The 17554-nt window shown below is 73.0% G+C and carries 13 protein-coding genes; 10 read left to right on the forward strand and 3 right to left on the reverse strand.

The window, feature by feature from the left end; genetic code table 11:
• The first annotated feature begins 8 nt into the window (after positions 1 to 8).
• From ACFI33_RS05725 to ACFI33_RS05740, 4 genes are all read left to right on the forward strand, one after another.
• Positions 9 to 647: a SatD family protein gene (locus ACFI33_RS05725; RefSeq protein WP_036338605.1), complete on the forward strand. Its 639-nt coding sequence runs from the start codon at positions 9 to 11 to the stop codon at positions 645 to 647.
• On the forward strand, positions 644 to 1408 hold the full coding sequence (locus tag ACFI33_RS05730) for a hypothetical protein (RefSeq protein WP_036338602.1): 765 nt from the start codon (positions 644 to 646) through the stop codon (positions 1406 to 1408). Before ACFI33_RS05725 ends, ACFI33_RS05730 begins: the two co-directional genes overlap by 4 nt.
• A 76-nt stretch (positions 1409 to 1484) precedes the next feature.
• Complete coding sequence (locus tag ACFI33_RS05735; RefSeq protein ID WP_036338599.1) at positions 1485 to 2528, forward strand: TerC family protein; 1044 nt, start codon at positions 1485 to 1487, stop codon at positions 2526 to 2528.
• Between the two features lie 240 nt (positions 2529 to 2768).
• Positions 2769 to 4028, forward strand: coding sequence for a TerC family protein (locus tag ACFI33_RS05740; protein ID WP_049147868.1), 1260 nt, complete (start codon positions 2769 to 2771; stop codon positions 4026 to 4028).
• 52 nt (positions 4029 to 4080) lie between these two features.
• Here ACFI33_RS05740 and ACFI33_RS05745 read toward each other — a convergent pair whose 3' ends face one another.
• Entirely contained in the window at positions 4081 to 5547 is a 1467-nt protein-coding gene (locus tag ACFI33_RS05745; protein WP_063189259.1) for an alpha/beta fold hydrolase, read from the reverse strand.
• Positions 5548 to 5579: 32 nt separating this feature from the next.
• Positions 5580 to 8213: a DEAD/DEAH box helicase gene (locus tag ACFI33_RS05750; protein WP_036338590.1), complete on the reverse strand. Its 2634-nt coding sequence runs from the start codon at positions 8211 to 8213 to the stop codon at positions 5580 to 5582.
• Positions 8214 to 8255: 42 nt separating this feature from the next.
• Here ACFI33_RS05750 and ACFI33_RS05755 point away from each other — a divergent pair, with 42 nt between their 5' ends.
• Complete coding sequence (locus tag ACFI33_RS05755) at positions 8256 to 9179, forward strand: methyltransferase domain-containing protein (protein WP_462623817.1); 924 nt, start codon at positions 8256 to 8258, stop codon at positions 9177 to 9179.
• Positions 9180 to 9203: 24 nt separating this feature from the next.
• Here ACFI33_RS05755 and ACFI33_RS05760 read toward each other — a convergent pair whose 3' ends face one another.
• Entirely contained in the window at positions 9204 to 9884 is a 681-nt protein-coding gene (locus ACFI33_RS05760; protein WP_036338584.1) for an MBL fold metallo-hydrolase, read from the reverse strand.
• Between the two features lie 114 nt (positions 9885 to 9998).
• On the opposite strand from ACFI33_RS05760, the gene uvrA reads away from it, so the two are divergent.
• From uvrA to ACFI33_RS05785, 5 genes are read left to right on the forward strand one after another with little or no spacing between them, the layout of a single operon-like run.
• Entirely contained in the window at positions 9999 to 12983 is a 2985-nt protein-coding gene (uvrA, locus tag ACFI33_RS05765) for an excinuclease ABC subunit UvrA (protein ID WP_144820062.1), read from the forward strand.
• Between the two features lie 40 nt (positions 12984 to 13023).
• Positions 13024 to 13695, forward strand: coding sequence for a lysophospholipid acyltransferase family protein (locus ACFI33_RS05770; protein WP_036315306.1), 672 nt, complete (start codon positions 13024 to 13026; stop codon positions 13693 to 13695).
• Positions 13688 to 15613, forward strand: a complete 1926-nt coding sequence (gene uvrC / locus ACFI33_RS05775; protein ID WP_036338666.1) for an excinuclease ABC subunit UvrC — start codon at positions 13688 to 13690, stop codon at positions 15611 to 15613. The genes ACFI33_RS05770 and uvrC overlap by 8 nt, the downstream gene beginning before the upstream one ends.
• A complete protein-coding gene (gene rapZ / locus ACFI33_RS05780) occupies positions 15610 to 16506 on the forward strand; it encodes an RNase adapter RapZ (RefSeq protein WP_036338578.1) in 897 nt (298 codons plus the stop codon). The genes uvrC and rapZ overlap by 4 nt, the downstream gene beginning before the upstream one ends.
• Entirely contained in the window at positions 16503 to 17549 is a 1047-nt protein-coding gene (locus ACFI33_RS05785) for a gluconeogenesis factor YvcK family protein (RefSeq protein WP_036338575.1), read from the forward strand. The genes rapZ and ACFI33_RS05785 overlap by 4 nt, the downstream gene beginning before the upstream one ends.
• Positions 17550 to 17554 lie beyond the last annotated feature (5 nt).

Here is a 17554-nt window from a genome sequence, read left to right on the forward strand (position 1 = left end):
GTGACGCCATGAGCGCAGCACCCCCGGTCGCGGCCGTGATCGCGGACATCGTCGGCTCCCGCGCCCTCCCGGACCGGGACCGCGCGCAGGAGCAGATCCTGGCCGCCTTCGCGGCCGCGGAACAGGACGTCCCGCCGCTGCGTCCCGCCTGGGCCAGCGTCGGCGACGAGTTCCAGGCGCTGCACCGCACCTGGCCGGACGCGCTCCGGCTGACCGTCCGCGTCACGCTCGCCCTGCCCCCGGGCCTGGACCTGCGCTTCGGGATCGGCCTGGGGCAGCGGCGGGCCCTGGACGCCGGCGGAGACGGCATCGAGGACGGACCGGCCTGGTATCGGGCCCGCGAGGCCGTCGAGCGCGCGCATGAGCGGGCTGTCGGAGCCGCGACCGCCTTCCGCGCCGCGGACCCGTCCCTCACCGCCGCCGTGGACGGGCTCGTCCTGCTGCGCGACCATGTCCTCGGCCGACTCAAGGCCCGCGAACGCCGGATCGCCGCCGCCCTGCTGGGCGGGGCGACCCAGGCGGAGGCGGCACGGGCGGAGCGGATCACGCAGTCCGCGGTGTCGCAGGCCGTCGCGCGGTCCGGGATCGACCGGGTGCTCGAGCTGGACGCCGAGCTCGCCGCCGCGGCGACGGAGGTCGCGCCGTGACCGCCCTCGCACTGCTCGCCCTGGGGCTGCACGACCTGCTCGACGCCGTCCTGCCCGGCGCCTGGCCCGCCCCCCGGCGGCGGTGGCTGGCCCGGGCCGGTGCGGCCGTGGCCGCCGTCCTCGCCGCGGTGCTGGTGGCCGTCCTGGCGCCGACCGGCATGTCCGTCGCGGTGGGCGGCGGCCTGGTGGCCCTCGGCCTGCTGATGGGCTGGACGTGGCTGCATCCGGACCGGCCGCTCGGGGTGGTCGCGGTGGTGGCCACGGTCGGCCTGGTGGCCGTGCTCGAGTCGACCCTGGCGCCCGCGGGCCTGCGCTCCGCGCCACCGGCCCTCACGCTGCCGGCGGTGGCGGTGGCGCTGACCGAGACCGGCAACCGGGTCACCCGCGCGGTCCTCGCCCTGGCGGGCCGGTCCGCCGACGGGGGCGACGAGGAGGCGGAGGACCCCGCGGCGGAGCCCACGACCGTGCCGTCCGCCGCGCCCACGGACCCCGCGGCCGACGGCCTGCGCGGCGGCCGTTACATCGGGCCCATGGAGCGGCTGCTCATGGTCGTCCTGGGGCTCGCGCAGGCCTACCCGGTGATCGCGGCCCTGATGGCGGCCAAGGGCATCGTGCGCTTCCCGGAGATCTCGGCGGACCGCGGCGCCGGCTCGCGCGCGGAGGAGTTCCTCATCGGCTCCCTCGCCAGCTGGGGCCTGGCCGCCGCCGGTGCCGTCGTCGTCTGGCTCGCCCTGGGCCTGACCGCCCCCGGCGCAGCCTGAGAGCGGGCCCACCCGCGTCCGCGCGCGGGACCGCGCCCGTCTAGACTTGCGCGGCCCCCACGAGAGGAACCCCTCCATGGACGTGCTCAGTCCCGCCTTCGAGACCACGACCCTTGTGGTCCTCGGCGTCATCCTCCTGCTTGACCTGCTGTACGTCGCGCGCCGCCCCCACGAGCCCTCCATGAAGGAGGCCGGCCTGTGGATCGGGTTCTACGTGGCGCTGGCGCTGGTCTTCGCGGGGCTGCTCTTCGCCCTGGGCGATGCGCAGCACGGCACCGAGTTCCTCGCCGGCTGGGTCACCGAGTACAGCCTCAGCGTGGACAACCTGTTCGTGTTCCTCATCATCATGGCCAAGTTCCAGGTGCCCCGCCGCTACCAGCAGGAGGTGCTGATGGTGGGCATCATCATCGCGCTGATCGCCCGCGCGGTGTTCATCGCGGTCGGCGCCGTCGCCATCGAGCACCTGACGTGGGTGTTCTACATCTTCGGCGCCTTCCTGCTCTGGACCGCCTGGCAGCAGCTCAAGGACGACGGCGGGGACGAGGAGTCCGAGCCGGGCGTCGTGGCCCGCCTGACCCGCCGCCTCAACGTGGCGCCGGACTACGACGGCAACCGACTGCGCACCACCGTGGACGGCCGGCGCATGTTCACCCCCATGGTGGTCGTGTTCATCACGATCGGCCTGACGGACGTGATGTTCGCGGTGGACTCCATCCCGGCGATCTTCGGCCTCACCCAGAACTGGTTCATCGTCCTGACCGCCAACATCTTCGCCCTCATGGGCCTGCGCCAGCTCTATTTCCTGCTGGGTGGGCTGATGGACCGTCTCGTGTTCCTCAAGCACGGGCTCGCGTTCATCCTCGCCTTCATCGGCGTCAAGCTCGTCTTCCACGCCCTGCACGAGAACGAGCTGCCCTTCATCAACGGCGGCCACCCGGTGACGGCCGTCCCGGAGATCTCCACGTTCGTCTCCCTCGGCGTCATCGTCGGCACCCTGGTGCTGGCCACCGTGGCGTCGCTGATCTGGGGCCGCGCGGACCGGGCGTCCGACTCCCCGTTCACCGGTGAGATCCAGCGCATGGAGGACTACGCCGACCGGGCCCGCCGCGACGACCGCTGACCCGCGGCCCGCACCAGCGGGCCCGACGACGCCCCGCTCCGCCCGCCGCGGGTCGGGGCGTCGTCGTGCGACCGGGTAGACTGACCGGCGACGTAGGGGAGTATCCCGAACACTGTGGACGTCAGCACGCCGCGGCCGCCGAGAGCGCGCCGCCGGCCGGACACAGGGGCCCGGGCCGCGGTCGCGGCGGGCGGAGAGACTTGCGGCACCGTCCCGACCCCTGACGCCGAGAGGTGACCCGTGGAAATCAACGGCCTGACCTGGGGCCTGACGATCGCGCTGATCGTCGGGCTCCTCGCGTTCGACTACTTCGCCCATGTCCGCAAGGCGCACACGCCGTCGATCCGGGAGGCCGCGATCTGGTCCGGCGTCTACGTCGGCCTCGCGCTCGTCTTCGGCCTCGTGTTCTTCGCCTTCGGCGACACCCAGCACGCGGTCGAGTACTACACCGGCTACCTGCTGGAGAAGGCGCTCAGCGTCGACAACCTGTTCGTCTTCCTGGTCATCATGGCCAGCTTTCGGGTGCCGCGCGAGTACCAGCAGAAGGTGCTGCTGTTCGGCATCACGTTCGCGCTGATCTCGCGCACCCTGTTCATCCTGCTGGGCGCCGCCGTCATCGCCGCGTGGTCGGACGTGTTCTACCTCTTCGGCCTGTTCCTGCTGATCATCGCCGGCGGCCAGCTCAAGGGCGAGATGTCCGGCGACGCCGAGGGCGCCCAGGACGAGGCGGACAACGTGATGGTCCGCCTCGTCAAGCGGTTCCTGCCCGCCTCCGAGCAGTTCGACGGCGACCGCCTCTTCACGACGGTGGACGGCAAGCGCCTCATGACGCCGATGCTCCTCGTGATGATCGCGATCGGCGCCACGGACATCCTCTTCGCCTTCGACTCCATCCCCGCGATCTTCGGCGTGACCCAGGAGGCGTACATCGTCTTCACCGCCACGGCGTTCTCGCTCATGGGCCTGCGCCAGCTGTACTTCCTGATCGACGGCCTGCTCGACCGCCTCGTCTACCTGGCCTACGGGCTCTCCGCGCTGCTGGCGTTCATCGGCGTGAAGCTGATCCTGCACGCCCTGCACGAGAACAACCTGCCGTTCATCAACGGCGGCGAGAACGTGCCCGTCGTCGAGATCCCCACGACGCTGTCCCTCGTGGTCGTCGTCGTGATCCTGGCGATCACCGTGGCGATCTCCCTGGCCTCGCCGAAGGGCCAGGCCCTGCGGGCGCTGCAGAACGCCGAGAAGTACTCGTACCGGTACTCGAAGCTGCCCGAGGACGCCGACCCGGCCGAGCGCGAGCGCGCCGCCGCCCTGATGGATCGCTGGACGGCCCGGGCCGAGGCCGTGGACCAGCGCTGGCGCGACCAGCTGCTCGAGCACAAGGACGCGTGGTCGGCCATCATCCGCACGGCCCACGAGACCCGGCTCGCCGATCCCCGTGACGACGACGCGCGCGGGGTCTCCGAGCAGATCGTGCGGCAGGACGGGCCCACCGTCTGAGCCGATCACGGCGCCGGGGAGCCCTCCGCCGGCGCCCGGGCCCCCGGGCCGGTCAGTCGACCGGGTCGGGGGCCGTCGTCGTCCCGGCGCCGTCCGGCGCGGTCATCGCCAGGAGCCGCTCGAGGATCGCCGGTCCGTCGTCGGCGATGCCGTCGTGGTGGAAGGCGTCGGTCTCCCACACCTGCAGGCCGCGGACGCGCCGCGCGGTCTCGAGCGAGAGGTCCCGGTCCACGTACACGTCGTCGGCGTAGACGGCGGCGGCCACGGGGACGGTGTTCTGCGCCAGGGCAGCCACGTCGTAGAGCGGGCCCCACTGCGTGCGCTCGGCGAGCAGCCGCGCCGTGCCGGCCAGGGGCCGCAGCCGGGGGTCGACCTCGACGGACCAGGGCATGACGTGTTCGCCCGTGGGCAGCGGGACCGTGGTCGCCTCCGGGTCGAAGTCCGGGTGCTCGGCGAGCATCCGGGACGCCGACCAGCCGGTGTCCGCCCGGCCGCCGGCCAGGTCCGCCGGCTGCGCGTAGATCGCCTCGTGCAGCACGGTGTAGAGCGGGTTGACGAGGCGGTCGTCCTGGTCGGCGACGGCGGCCAGGAACGTCTCGGACAGGCGCGGCGCGGGTCCGGTGCGGTCCACGGCCTCGGCGAGGACCCAGTGCAGGCGGTCCACGCGGGTGTTGCCGCCCAGCAGCATGCCCAGACCCTGGGCCCGTCCCACGGTGAGCGGCCCGCCGCCGGGCAGGGGGATCGGGGCGCCCGCGGCCTCGGCGGCGCGGATCAGCCCCACGGCCTCCGACCACGCGTCGCGGTCGGCCGGGTGCCGGTCGAAGAACTCCTCGGTGCGGGCGCGCATCCGGGCGTAGGTGGCCCGGTAGACCCGGTCGGCGTGGCCGGTGAGCGGGGCGAGGCCGCCGGTCACCAGGCTGCGCTGCAGGCCCTCCGGGTGGAAGGAGAGATAGCTCAGCGTGCAGAACCCGCCGAAGCTCTGGCCCAGTGTGGTCCACGGCCCGGCGCCGAGGGCGAGGCGCAGCATCTCGGCGTCCCGCACGATCGAGGGCGCCCGCAGGTGCACCAGGTGCTCGGCGCGCGCCTCGTCCGTGGCGAAGGCGCCCGGGGCGGTCAGGGTCGCCACAGTGGCCGGGGTCGAACGCCCCGTGCCGCGCTGGTCCAGCAGCAGCACGCGGTGGCTCTCGGCCAGCGCGCCGAGCCAGCCGCTCAGGCGCGCCGGGCGGGGCCCGGCACTGCCGGGGCCACCCTGGAGGTACAGGGCCCAGGGGCGCTCGCCCTCGGGGTCGTCCTTCGCCCGGATCTCGCGGGCGAAGACGGTCAGCGTGCCGCGCCCGTGCGGCCCGACGCCGGTGCCCGCCGCGTCCTGCGCCTCGGCCTCGGCGAGGCCCAGCGCGTGGTCGATCGGCACCGAGAACCAGTGGTCCACCGTGACGGTGCCGTCGTAGAGCTCGGTGCGCTCGCCTACGCGGTGGCGGGCCGGCTCGAGGGGAGCGAAGCCGCGCGGGTCGCCCGCCACGGGCCGTCCTGCCGCCCGGGCGTCCCCGGCGCTCACAGGCCCCACCCGGACTCGGGCGCGCCCACGGAGACCACCCGGATCACGGGATGGCCCGCCTCGTCGGAGGCGTCCAGGTCGACCACGGCGTTGATCCCGTGGTCCAGGTCCCCGTCCGGGTCCTTCAGGACCTGCCGCACCGCCCACCAGCGCGGGCCGGCCAGCTCCAGCGGGGCGGCGACGTCGGGGGCTGCGGTCACGCGGAACAGCTCGGGGCCGCGCGCGGCGGGGCCGTCGTCGATGTCCTCGTGGTCGTCGAAGTAGGCGTCGAGGGCGTCGGCCCAGTCGTCGGCGGACAGCTCGCCGGACAGGCGCGCGAGCGCCTCGTCCCGCTCGTCGCCGAACAGGCGCACCCGCTGGAACATCGCGTTGCGGACCATCACCCGGAACACGGGCTCGTTGTCCGTCAGGCGAGGCGGCGCCGGCGGCTCGAGCGCCTCCATGTCCCGGCGCAGCTCGTCGATGTCCCCGGCCACCAGGTCCTCCCACTCCTCCAGGAGGGACGAGTCGGTCTGCTTCACCATCTCGTCGAGCCAGTCCAGCAGCACCTGGAGATCCTCGGTGCGGGCCGCCTCGGGCACCGTGTGGCGCAGTGCCTTGACCGCGTCCGTGAGGTAGCGCAGCAGCACGCCCTCGGACCGGGCGATCCCGTAGAACCGCACGTAGTCGCCGAAGCCCATGGCCCGCTCGAACATGTCGCGCACCACGGACTTGGGGGTCAGCTCGAACTCCGCGAGCCACGGGGCGTCCTGCCGGTAGAGCTCGAACTGCTGCTCGAGGAGCTCGGCCAGCGGCCGCGGGTGGGTGATCTCGTCGAGGGCCCGCATGCGGTCGTTGTAGTCCATGCCCTCGGCCTTCATGGCGGCCACGGCCTCGCCCTTGGCGTGCTTGACCTGGGCGGAGAGCACCTGGCGCGGCGGGTCGAGGGTCGCCTCGATCACGGAGACGACGTCGAGCGCGTGGTCGGGATCGGCCGGGTCCAGCAGGTCGAGCGCGGCGAGGGCGAAGGGGGAGAGCGGCTGGTTGAGCGCGAAGTCCGGCTGCAGGTCCACCGTGAGGTCCACGGTGCGGCCCTCGGCGTCCGGCTCGGGCAGACGCTCGACGACGCCCGTGGCCAGCAGCTCCCGGAAGATCCCGAGCGCGCGGCGCATGAGCACCGCCTGGCGGGCCGGGGTCTCGTGGGTGCCGCGCAGCAGGCGCCGGACCGCGATCACCGGGTCGCCGGGCCGGTCGAGGATGTTCAGCAGCATGGAGTGCGTGATCCGCATGCGGGAGACCAGCGGCTCCGGCTCGGCCGAGACGAGGCGCTCGAACGTCGCCGGCCCCCACGAGACGAAGCCGGCCGGCGGGGTCTTGCGCTTGCCGGACTTCACGGACTGCTTCATGCGCTTGGCCCGCTCGGCCTCGTCCTTGACGTTCGCGAACTTCGCGGCGGCCTTGCGCTCGGCCGCCTTGTTCTCGATCACGTGCTCGGGGGCCTGGACCACCACGGTGCCGGAGGTGTCGAAGCCGGCCCGGCCCGCCCGGCCGGCGATCTGGTGGAACTCGCGGGCCTGCAGCAGGCGGGTCTTCTCGCCGTCGAACTTGGACAGCGCGGTGAGCAGCACGGTGCGGATCGGCACGTTGATCCCGACGCCGAGCGTGTCGGTGCCGCAGATGACCTTGAGGAGGCCGTCCTGGGCCAGCTTCTCCACGAGGCGGCGGTATTTGGGCAGCATGCCCGCGTGGTGCACGCCGATGCCCGCCCGGACGAGGCGGTTCAGGGTGTGCCCGAAGCCCGCGGAGAAGCGGAAGCCGGCGATCCGCGCGGCGATCGCCTCCTTCTCCTCCTTGGACGTCACCGAGATCGAGGACAGCCCCTGGGCCGTCTCCACGGCGTCCAGCTGCGAGAAGTGCACGATGTACACCGGTGCCTGGTGGGTGCTCACGAGCTCCTCGACCTTCTCCTGCAGCGGCACCTCGGACCACTCGAACGTCAGCGGGATGGGGCGCTCCGCATGGGCGACGACGGCGACCTCGCGCCCGGTGCGCTCGGTGAGGTCCGCCTCGAGGCGGGTCGTGTCGCCGAGGGTGGCCGACATGAGCAGGAACCGGGCCTGCGGCAGCTCGAGGAGGGGGACCTGCCAGGCCCAGCCACGGGAGGGGTCCGCGTAGTAGTGGAACTCGTCCATCACCACGGTGCCGATCTCCATGCCCGAGCCCTCGCGCAGCGCGCGGTTGGCCAGGATCTCGGCGGTGCAGCAGATGATCGGCGCGTCACCGTTGACGGTGGAGTCACCCGTGACCATGCCCACATTCTCCGCCCCGAACACGTCCACCAGCGCGAAGAACTTCTCCGAGACGAGCGCCTTGATCGGCGCCGTGTAGTAGGAGACGGCGTCGTGGGCGAGCGCGTCGGCGTGTGCGGCCAGCGCCACCAGGGACTTGCCGGAGCCGGTGGGCGTCGCCAGGATCACGTGCTTGCCCTGGACGAGCTCGAGGACGGCCTCCTCCTGGGCGGGGTAGAGCGAGATGCCGCGGTCCTCGGTCCAGGCCGCGAAGGCCCCGAAGACGTCGTCGGCGTCCGGGGTCGGCGGGAGCGCGTCGATGCGGTCGGTCAGCGAGGGCGGGTTCGTGGCGGCAGAAGTCATCGCCCCCAGGGTATCGGCCGCTCCGCGCGATACGGTGCCGCCATGAGTCAGATCGCGCCTGAGAGCCCGCATCCGGACACCGACGCCGTCGTGGGGGACGTGACCGGCCGACAGGGCGGGGGGTTCACCTGGGATCCCGCGCAGTACGAGGGCTTCGCCGAGCATCGCGCCCGCCCCTTCCACGACCTGGTGGGGCGCGTCCGCGCCGAGGCGCCGCGCGTCGTGGTGGACCTGGGCTGCGGCCCGGGGACCCTGACCCGGACGCTAGCCGAGCGCTGGCCGGACGCCGAGGTGATCGGTCTGGACGACTCGCCCGCGATGCTCGAGCGGGCCCGGGAGCAGGCCGCCCGCACGGGCACCCCCGCCAACCTGCGCTTCGAGGCAGTCGACGCCTCGCAGTGGCGCCCGTCGAGGGCGACGGACGTCGTGGTGTCCAACGCGATGCTCCAGTGGATCCCGACGCACCGTCGCCTGATCCGGCGCTGGCTCGGGGACCTCACGCCGGGGGCCTGGTTCGCGGCGCAGATCCCGCGGCCCTACGAGCAGCCCTCCCACGCGGCGATCGTGGCGCTGGCCGAGGACCCGGCCTTCTCCGAGCCGCTGCACGGCGTGGCCACCACCCGCACCGTGGCGCCGCCCGAGGAGTACACGCGGCTGTTCCTCGAGGCGGGGTGGTCCCCGGTCGTCTGGGAGACGGAGTACCAGCAGGTGCTGACGGGCGAGGACCCGGTGTTCCGGTGGACCTCCGGCGCGGCCCTGCGACCGAGCCTGCAGGCCCTGGCCCGCTGGGACGCCGAGGAGGGCTCCGCCGAGGGCGCCGGGCTGCTCGAGGCGTTCGTGGACCGGTACCGCGCCGCCATGCGCGAGGCATACCCGTCGGTGCCCGGCGTCACGGCCGACGACGGCGGCCCGGTCACGATCTTCCCGGCCCGGCGCCTGTTCATGGTGGGGCAGAAGCCGGCCTGACGCCGGGCCCGCCCGGGCGGGCCGTCACCAGCCGCGCTCGGCCCACTCCGGCAGGTGGGGGCGTTCGGCGCCCAGGGTCGTCGAGGCGCCGTGGCCGGGGTGGACCACCACGTCGTCGTCGAACGCGTCGAAGATCCGTTCGGTGACGTCCGTGAACAGCTGACGGAACCGGCCGTCGTCGCCCTCGGTGTTGCCCACCCCGCCCGGGAAGAGGGAGTCGCCGGTGAAGAGCACGGCCGGCTCGTCCGCCTCGGGGCGGCACACCAGCGCGATCGACCCGGGCGTGTGGCCGCGCAGGGCCAGCACCTCGAGCCGGAGCCCGTCCACCCCCACGATGTCCCCGTGGCGCAGGCGCACGTCGGGGGCGACCCCCGTGGCCTCGGCGATTGCGTCGGCGTCGTCCTCGCCGGCCGCCGTGCGGGCCCCGGTCAGGGAGGCCAGCGCCGGCAGCGCGCGCACGTGGTCCCAATGCCGGTGCGTGGTGACGATCATCTCGAGGCGCGGCTCGCACGGGGTGTCGTCCGCGGCCGAGGCGATGAGGTCGCGGATCGCCTCGGCCTCGGCGGCGGCGTCGATCAGCACCTGCGCCCCCGTGGTCTTGGAGGTGAGCAGGTACACGTTGTTGTCCATCTCCGACACGGAGCAGGCGCGCACCGTGACGGCGGGCAGATCGTGCAGGAGGCGGTTCCGGGCGGTCTCGGGCATGCGCAACAGTGTACGGACGGGGCGGCGACGCGCCAGGGCGGGCCCGGCCCGCGGTCGGTTCGCCCACAGGCGAGACCCCGGTGTCGTATCCGTGCCCGCCCCTATGCTGGCCGCGTGCCCAAGAACTCCTCCACCACCGTCTCCTCCGCCGTCGAGGCCCACCCCGGCGGCCTCGCCTCCGGCCCCGGCGGCGCGCGCTCGGGCGAGCGGGACCGCATCGTCGTCCAGGGCGCCCGCGAGCACAACCTGAAGGACGTGGACGTCAGCTTCCCGCGGGACGCCATGGTCGTGTTCACGGGCCTGTCCGGCTCGGGCAAGTCCTCCCTGGCCTTCGACACGATCTTCGCCGAGGGCCAGCGACGCTACGTCGAGTCGCTCTCCTCCTACGCCCGCATGTTCCTGGGCCGGGTGGACAAGCCGGACGTGGACTTCATCGAGGGCCTGTCCCCGGCCGTGTCCATCGACCAGAAGTCCACCAACCGCAACCCGCGCTCCACGGTGGGGACCATCACCGAGATCTACGACTACATGCGCCTGCTCTGGGCGCGCGTCGGGGTGCCGCACTGCCCGCAGTGCGGCGAGCCGGTGAGCCGGCAGACCCCGCAGCAGATCGTGGACCAGCTCGAGGAGCTGCCCGAGCGCACCCGCTTCCAGGTGCTCGCGCCCGTGGTCCGCGGCCGCAAGGGCGAGTTCGTGGACCTGTTCCAGGACCTGTCCACGCAGGGCTTCGCCCGCGCCGTCGTGGACGGGGAGACCGTCCAGCTCTCGGACCCGCCCGTGCTGAAGAAGCAGGTCAAGCACACCATCGCCGTCGTCGTGGACCGCCTGGCCATGAAGGAGGGCATCCGCCAGCGCCTCACCGACTCGGTGGAGACCGCCCTGAAGCTGGCGGACGGCCTCGTCGTCGCCGAGTTCGTGGACGTGGAGCCGGTCGCCGAGAAGGGCAGGAAGAACACCGCGGAGTTCGGCGGGCGGGACGCCGAGGGCAACCCCCGGTACCGCTCGTTCTCCGAGAAGCTCTCCTGCCCCAACGGGCACGAGCAGACCGTGGACGAGATCGAGCCGCGCTCGTTCTCCTTCAACAACCCGTTCGGCGCGTGCCCCGAGTGCACCGGCATCGGCTCCCGCCTGCAGGTGGACCCGGACCTCGTCGTCGCCAACGACGAGCTGTCCCTGCGCGAGGGCGCCGTCGTGCCGTGGTCGCTGGGCAAGTCCACCTCGGACTACTGGCTGCGCGTGCTCGGCGGGCTGGGCAAGGAGATGGGCTTCTCCCTGGACACCCCGTGGAAGGACCTGACGGAGGCGGAGCGCGACGCCGTCCTGAACGGCAAGGACTTCAAGGTGGAGGTGACGTTCCGCAACCGGTTCGGCCGCGAGCGCCGCTACACCACGGGCTTCGAGGGCGTCATCCCCTACGTGATGCGCAAGCACGGGGAGACCGAGTCGGACGGCGCCCGCGAGCGCTACGAGTCGTTCATGCGGGAGATCCCGTGCCCGGCGTGCCACGGGGCCCGCCTCAACCCCACGGTCCTGAACGTGCTCGTGGGCGGCCTGTCCATCGCGGACGCCACCCGCCTGCCCATGCGCGAGGCCATGGAGTTCTTCTCGGGGCTGCGGCTGACGGACCGGGAGCGGCAGATCGCGGACCAGGTGCTCAAGGAGATCCTGGCCCGGCTGGCGTTCCTGCTGGACGTCGGCCTCGAGTACCTCAACCTCGAGCGGCCGGCCGGCACCCTCTCCGGCGGCGAGGCCCAGCGCATCCGCCTGGCCACACAGATCGGCTCCGGGCTGGTCGGCGTCCTCTACGTCCTCGACGAGCCGTCCATCGGCCTGCACCAGCGGGACAACCGCCGCCTCATCGAGACCCTCCTGCGCTTGCGGGACCTCGGCAACACCCTCATCGTCGTCGAGCACGACGAGGACACGATCGCCGAGGCGGACTGGATCGTGGACATCGGCCCTCGCGCGGGCGAGCACGGCGGCGAGGTCGTGCACTCGGGCTCCCTGGCGGATCTCAAGGCGAACACGCGGTCCGTCACCGGCGACTACCTCTCCGGCCGCCGCTCCATCGCGGTGCCGGAGCGGCGTCGCGTCCCGGAGAAGGGGCGCGTGCTGACGGTCCGCGGCGCCCAGGAGAACAACCTGAAGGACGTCTCGGTGGAGGTCCCGCTCGGGGTCCTCACGGCCGTGACGGGCGTGTCCGGCTCTGGCAAGTCCACGCTGATCAACGAGATCCTCTACAAGGTCCTGGCCAACCGGCTCAACGGCGCCAAGCTCGTGCCCGGCCGGCACCGGTCCGTGGAGGGACTCGAGCACCTGGACAAGGTGGTCCACGTGGACCAGAGCCCCATCGGGCGCACGCCACGCTCCAACCCCGCCACCTACACGGGCGTGTTCGACGCGATCCGCAAGCTCTTCGCGGAGACCCCCGAGGCGAAGGTCCGGGGCTACCAGCAGGGCCGGTTCTCCTTCAACATCAAGGGCGGGCGCTGCGAGGCGTGCGCGGGCGACGGCACGCTGAAGATCGAGATGAACTTCCTGCCGGACGTCTACGTGCCGTGCGAGGTGTGCCACGGGGCCCGGTACAACCGGGAGACGCTCGAGGTCACCTACAAGGGCAAGAACATCGCCGAGGTCCTCGACATGCCGATCGAGGAGGCCGCGGACTTCTTCAGCGCGTACACCCGCATCTCGCGGTACCTGGACACGCTCGTCGACGTCGGTCTGGGCTACGTCCGCCTGGGCCAGCCCGCCACCACGCTCTCGGGCGGCGAGGCCCAGCGCGTGAAGCTGGCGGCCGAGCTCCAGAAGCGCTCCAACGGCCGCACCATCTACGTGCTGGACGAGCCGACCACGGGGCTGCACTTCGACGACATCCGCAAGCTCCTGCACGTGCTCCAGTCCCTCGTGGACAAGGGCAACACGGTGCTCACCATCGAGCACAACCTCGACGTGATCAAGAGTGCCGACCACGTGATCGACCTCGGCCCCGAGGGCGGCTCCGGCGGCGGCACGATCGTGGCCACGGGCACGCCGGAGGAGGTCGCGCGCGCCGCCGAGAGCCACACGGGCCGGTTCCTCGCGGAACTGCTCGCGTAGCATGGACCCCGCCCACGCAGGACGCGGACGAAGGAGAGCCATGGCGACGTCGGAGCCCGTGCGCAGGAGCGCCGCCGCGCTCCTGCGGCTCACCTGCCGCCCCGAGGTCGTCGGCATGGAGCACGTCCCTGCGCGGGGCCCCTTCGTCATGGCCTCCAACCACCTGTCCTTCGTCGACTCGGTGATCCTCCAGGCCCTCGCCCCCCGCCCGGTCCACTTCTTCGCCAAGGAGGAGTACTTCACGGGCACGGGCCTGCGGGGCCGCGTCCGGCGGCGGTTCTTCGAGTCCGTGGGCTCCGTCCCCGTCCGCCGGGGCGAGCAGGCCGCCTCCGTGGCCGCGCTCGAGTCCCTCGTGGGCCTGCTCGAGTCCGGCCAGGGCGTCGGCATCTACCCGGAGGGCACCCGCAGCCGCGACGGCCGCCTCTACCGCGGCCGCACCGGTGCGGCCTGGCTGGCCCTGGCCACCGGCGCACCCGTGGTGCCCGTGGGCCTCGTCGGCACGCAGCACCTCCAGCCGCCGGACACGAACGGCTTCCGTCCCCACCGGTTCTCCGTGCGCGTGGGCGCGCCCCTGGACTTCGGCCACCCCGGGCGTCGACACACCCTGCCGCAGCGCCGCGACGCGACGGCGGCGATCATGGACGCCATCGGCGCGCTCTCGGGGCAGGAGCGCGTGGACGCCTACAACGCCGCCCCGGGTGCCCGTGGCTGATCCGGCCTCCTACCGCCCGGCTCCGGGCGAGATCTCCACGTCGCCCGGCGTCTACCGCTTCCGCGACGCGGACGGACGCGTCGTCTACGTCGGCAAGGCGAAGAACCTGCGCGCCCGCCTGAGCTCCTATTTCCAGGACCCCGCCCGGCTGGCCACCAAGACCCGGGCCATGGTGTTCACGGCGGCCGCGGTCGAGTGGACCGTCGTCGGCTCCGAGCTGGAGGCGCTCCAGCTCGAGTACACGTGGATCAAGGAGTATCGCCCCCGGTTCAACATCATGTACCGGGACGACAAGTCGTACCCCTACCTGGCCGTGACCATGAACGAGCAGTTCCCGCGCGTCCAGGTGATGCGCGGCGACCGGAAGCCCGGCGTGAAGTACTTCGGCCCGTTCCACCCGGCCAAGGCGATCCGGGAGACCGTGGACCTGATGCTGCGCGTCTTCCCGGTCCGCACGTGCTCGGCCGGCGTGTTCAAGCGGGCCCGCGCCCAGGACCGGCCGTGCCTGCTCGGCTACATCGGCAAGTGCTCGGCGCCCTGCGTGGGCCGGATCAGCCCGGCGGACCATCGCGCGCTGGCCCAGGACTTCTGCGACTTCATGGCCGGGGATGCGAACCGGTTCATCCGCGAGCTGGAGAAGGCCATGGCCCGCGCCGTCGAGGAGCTGCGCTACGAGGACGCGGCCCGGCTGCGGGACGACATCGCCGCGCTGCGCCGCGTGTTCGAGCGCAACGCCGTGGTGCTGCCGGAGAACACGGAGGCGGACATCTTCGCCCTGCACGCGGACGAGCTGGAGGTCGCGGTGCAGGTGTTCCACGTCCGGCAGGGTCGCATCCGCGGCCAGCGCGGCTGGGTCATGGAGCGCGTGGAGGACGTCGCCGAGCCGGAGATGGTCGCGCACCTGCTCCAGCAGGTCTACGGCGACCTCGAGGGGCCGGAGCGCATCCCGCACGAGATCCTCGTCCCGGTCGAGCCCGACGACGCCGCGCAGCTCACCGAGTGGCTCTCGGGCCTGCGCGGGTCCCGGGTCGCCGTGCGCGTGCCCCGGCGGGGCTCGAAGGCGGACCTCATGGAGACCGTCCGGGAGAACGCGGAGATGGCCCTCAAGCTGCACAAGTCGCGGCGGTCCGGGGACCTCACCACCCGCTCCGCCGCCCTGCGGGAGCTGCAGGAGGCCCTGGAGGTCACCGAGCCCCTGTTGCGCATCGAGTGCTACGACATCTCCCACTCCCAGGGCACCAACGTGGTCGGCTCGATGGTCGTCATGGAGGACGGGCTGCCGAAGAAGAAGGACTACCGCCGCTTCAACGTCACGGGGGAGGCCGCCCGGGACGACACGGCGTCCCTGCGCGACGTCCTGCGGCGCCGCTTCGCCCGCCTGGCCAAGGAGCGCGCGGAGGGCGCCCCGCTCTCCGGTCAGGTCGAGGGGGACGATCAGGAGGCGGGGCGCCGCTTCGCGTACCCGCCCTCGCTCGTGGTGGTCGACGGCGGCCCGCCCCAGGTGGCCGCGGCCGCGGCGGTCCTCGCGGAGCTGGGCCTGGACGACCTGCCCGTGGTCGGGCTGGCCAAGCGGCTCGAGGAGGTGTGGCTGCCGGGCGACGAGTTCCCGGTGGTCCTGCCGCGCACCTCGGAGGGCCTGTACCTGCTCCAGCGCATCCGTGACGAGTCGCACCGGTTCGCGATCGCGGGCCACCGCAGCCGGCGGTCCAAGGCGATGACCGTCTCCGCCCTGGACGGGATCCCGGGCCTGGGCCCGGCCAAGCGCACCGCGCTGCTGAACCACTTCGGCTCCGTCGCCGAGATCCGGGCCGCCGGCGTGGACCGGCTGACCGAGGTCGCCGGCATCGGGCCGCGGCTGGCCGAGGCCGTCCACACGGCGCTCACGGCCGACACGCCCGCGGATACAGTGGAGTCATGACCGAGGAGACCCTCCAGCCGGAGAAGCCGCCGACATCCGAGGTGCTCGTGATCGCCGGGATGTCCGGCGCCGGACGGACCACCGCCGCGCACGCGCTCGAGGACCACGGCTGGGACGTGGTGGAGAACATGCCGCCGGCCCTGTTCGGCACGCTGGCCGAGCTCATCGCCCGCTCGCCGGAGGCGTTCCCGCGCCTGGCGATCGTGGTGGACGTGCGCTCGCGCTCCTACTTCGAGGAGCTGTACGCCGCCCTGCAGCACCTGGCCAACAGCGGAGTGGAGTATCGCACCGTGTTCCTCGATGCGGAGGACCACGTCCTCCTGCAACGCTTCGAGGCCGGCCGCCGCCCCCACCCGATGCAGGGCAACGCCCGGCTGCTGGACGGCATCCGCGCGGAGCGGGACGTCGTCGAGCCGCTCAAGGCGCGTGCCGACGTCGTGGTGGACACCACCGAGCTGAACGTGCACGGCCTGGCCACGGAGATCACCGAGCTGTTCTCGGAGTCCGGCCCCGTCACGCTGCGCCTGACCATCATGAGCTTCGGGTTCAAGTACGGCGTCCCGGCGGACGCGAACTTCGTGGCGGACATGCGCTTCATCCCCAACCCCCACTGGGTGCCGGCGCTGCGTCCGCACACGGGCACGGAGGCCGCGGTCGCGGACTACGTGCTCTCCCGCCCCGGTGTCGAGGACTTCCTGCGCGCGTACGTCGCCATGCTGGGGCCGGTGTTCGAGGGCTACCGGCGGGAGAACAAGCACTACGCCACGCTCGCCATCGGCTGCACGGGCGGCAAGCACCGCTCCGTGGCCGTCGCCGAGGAGCTGGCCCGGCGCCTGGCCCAGGTGCCCCACGTGACGGTGCACGTCCAGCACCGGGACATGGGGCGCGAATGACGTCCCCGCTCACCGGCCAGCTGCCCCTGCCGCCCGGGATGGGTTCGGAAGGGCGCGGGGTGGGCGCCGGCATGTCCCGCCCCACGGCCCGGGTCACCGCCCTCGGCGGCGGCCACGGCCTCTCCGCGTCCCTCGCGGCCCTGCGGCACGTGGCCGGGCACCTCACGGCCGTCGTCACGGTGGCGGACGACGGCGGCTCCTCCGGCACCATCCGCCGGGAGATGGCGGTGCTGCCGCCCGGCGACCTCCGCATGGCGCTGGCCGCCCTGTGCGACGACACCGACTGGGGTCGGACCTGGGCCCACGTCATGCAGCACCGCTTCCGCTCCACCGAGGTGCCCGCGGACCAGGCCACCCTGGACAACCACGCGCTCGGGAACCTCCTGATCGTCGCCCTCTGGGAGCTGCTGGGCGACCCGGTGGACGGGCTGCGCTGGGCCGGCGCCCTGCTGCGGGCGCACGGCGAGGTCCTGCCGGTCTCGCGGGTGCCGCTGACCATCGGCGGGGACGTGCTCAGCGCCGGCCCGGACGGCCGCCTACGCACCCGATGCGTGGAGGGCCAGGTGGCCCTCGCGGTCGCCGCGTTCGAGGGGCGCGTCACCGACGTCCGCCTGAGCCCGTCCGACGCTCCCGCCACCCCGGAGGCGCTCTCGGCGATCGAGCTGGCCGACTGGGTGGTGCTCGGGCCCGGCTCGCTGTACACGTCGGTGCTGCCGCACCTGCTGATGCCGGAGGTGCGCTCGGCCCTCGCCGCCACCGCCGCCCGGCGCCTCATGGTGCTGAACCTGCGCACGGGCGACCAGGAGACCACCGGCCTCGCCCACGCCGACCACCTCAAGGTGCTGCGCTCGTATGCGCCGGACCTCCGGCTGGACGTGGTGATCGCCGACGTGGACGCGGTCACCGACCGGGCGGCGGTGGAGGCCGAGGCGGCCCGCATGGGCGCGCGCGTGGCGTTCAGTAGAGTGAGCAGTGCCCAGGATCCCCAGGTCCACGATCCGCTGCGCCTGGCCGTCGCGATCGACGAGGCGATGACCCACTGACGCGC

The sequence above is a fragment of the Micrococcus sp. PSi08 genome, from assembly GCF_054960655.1.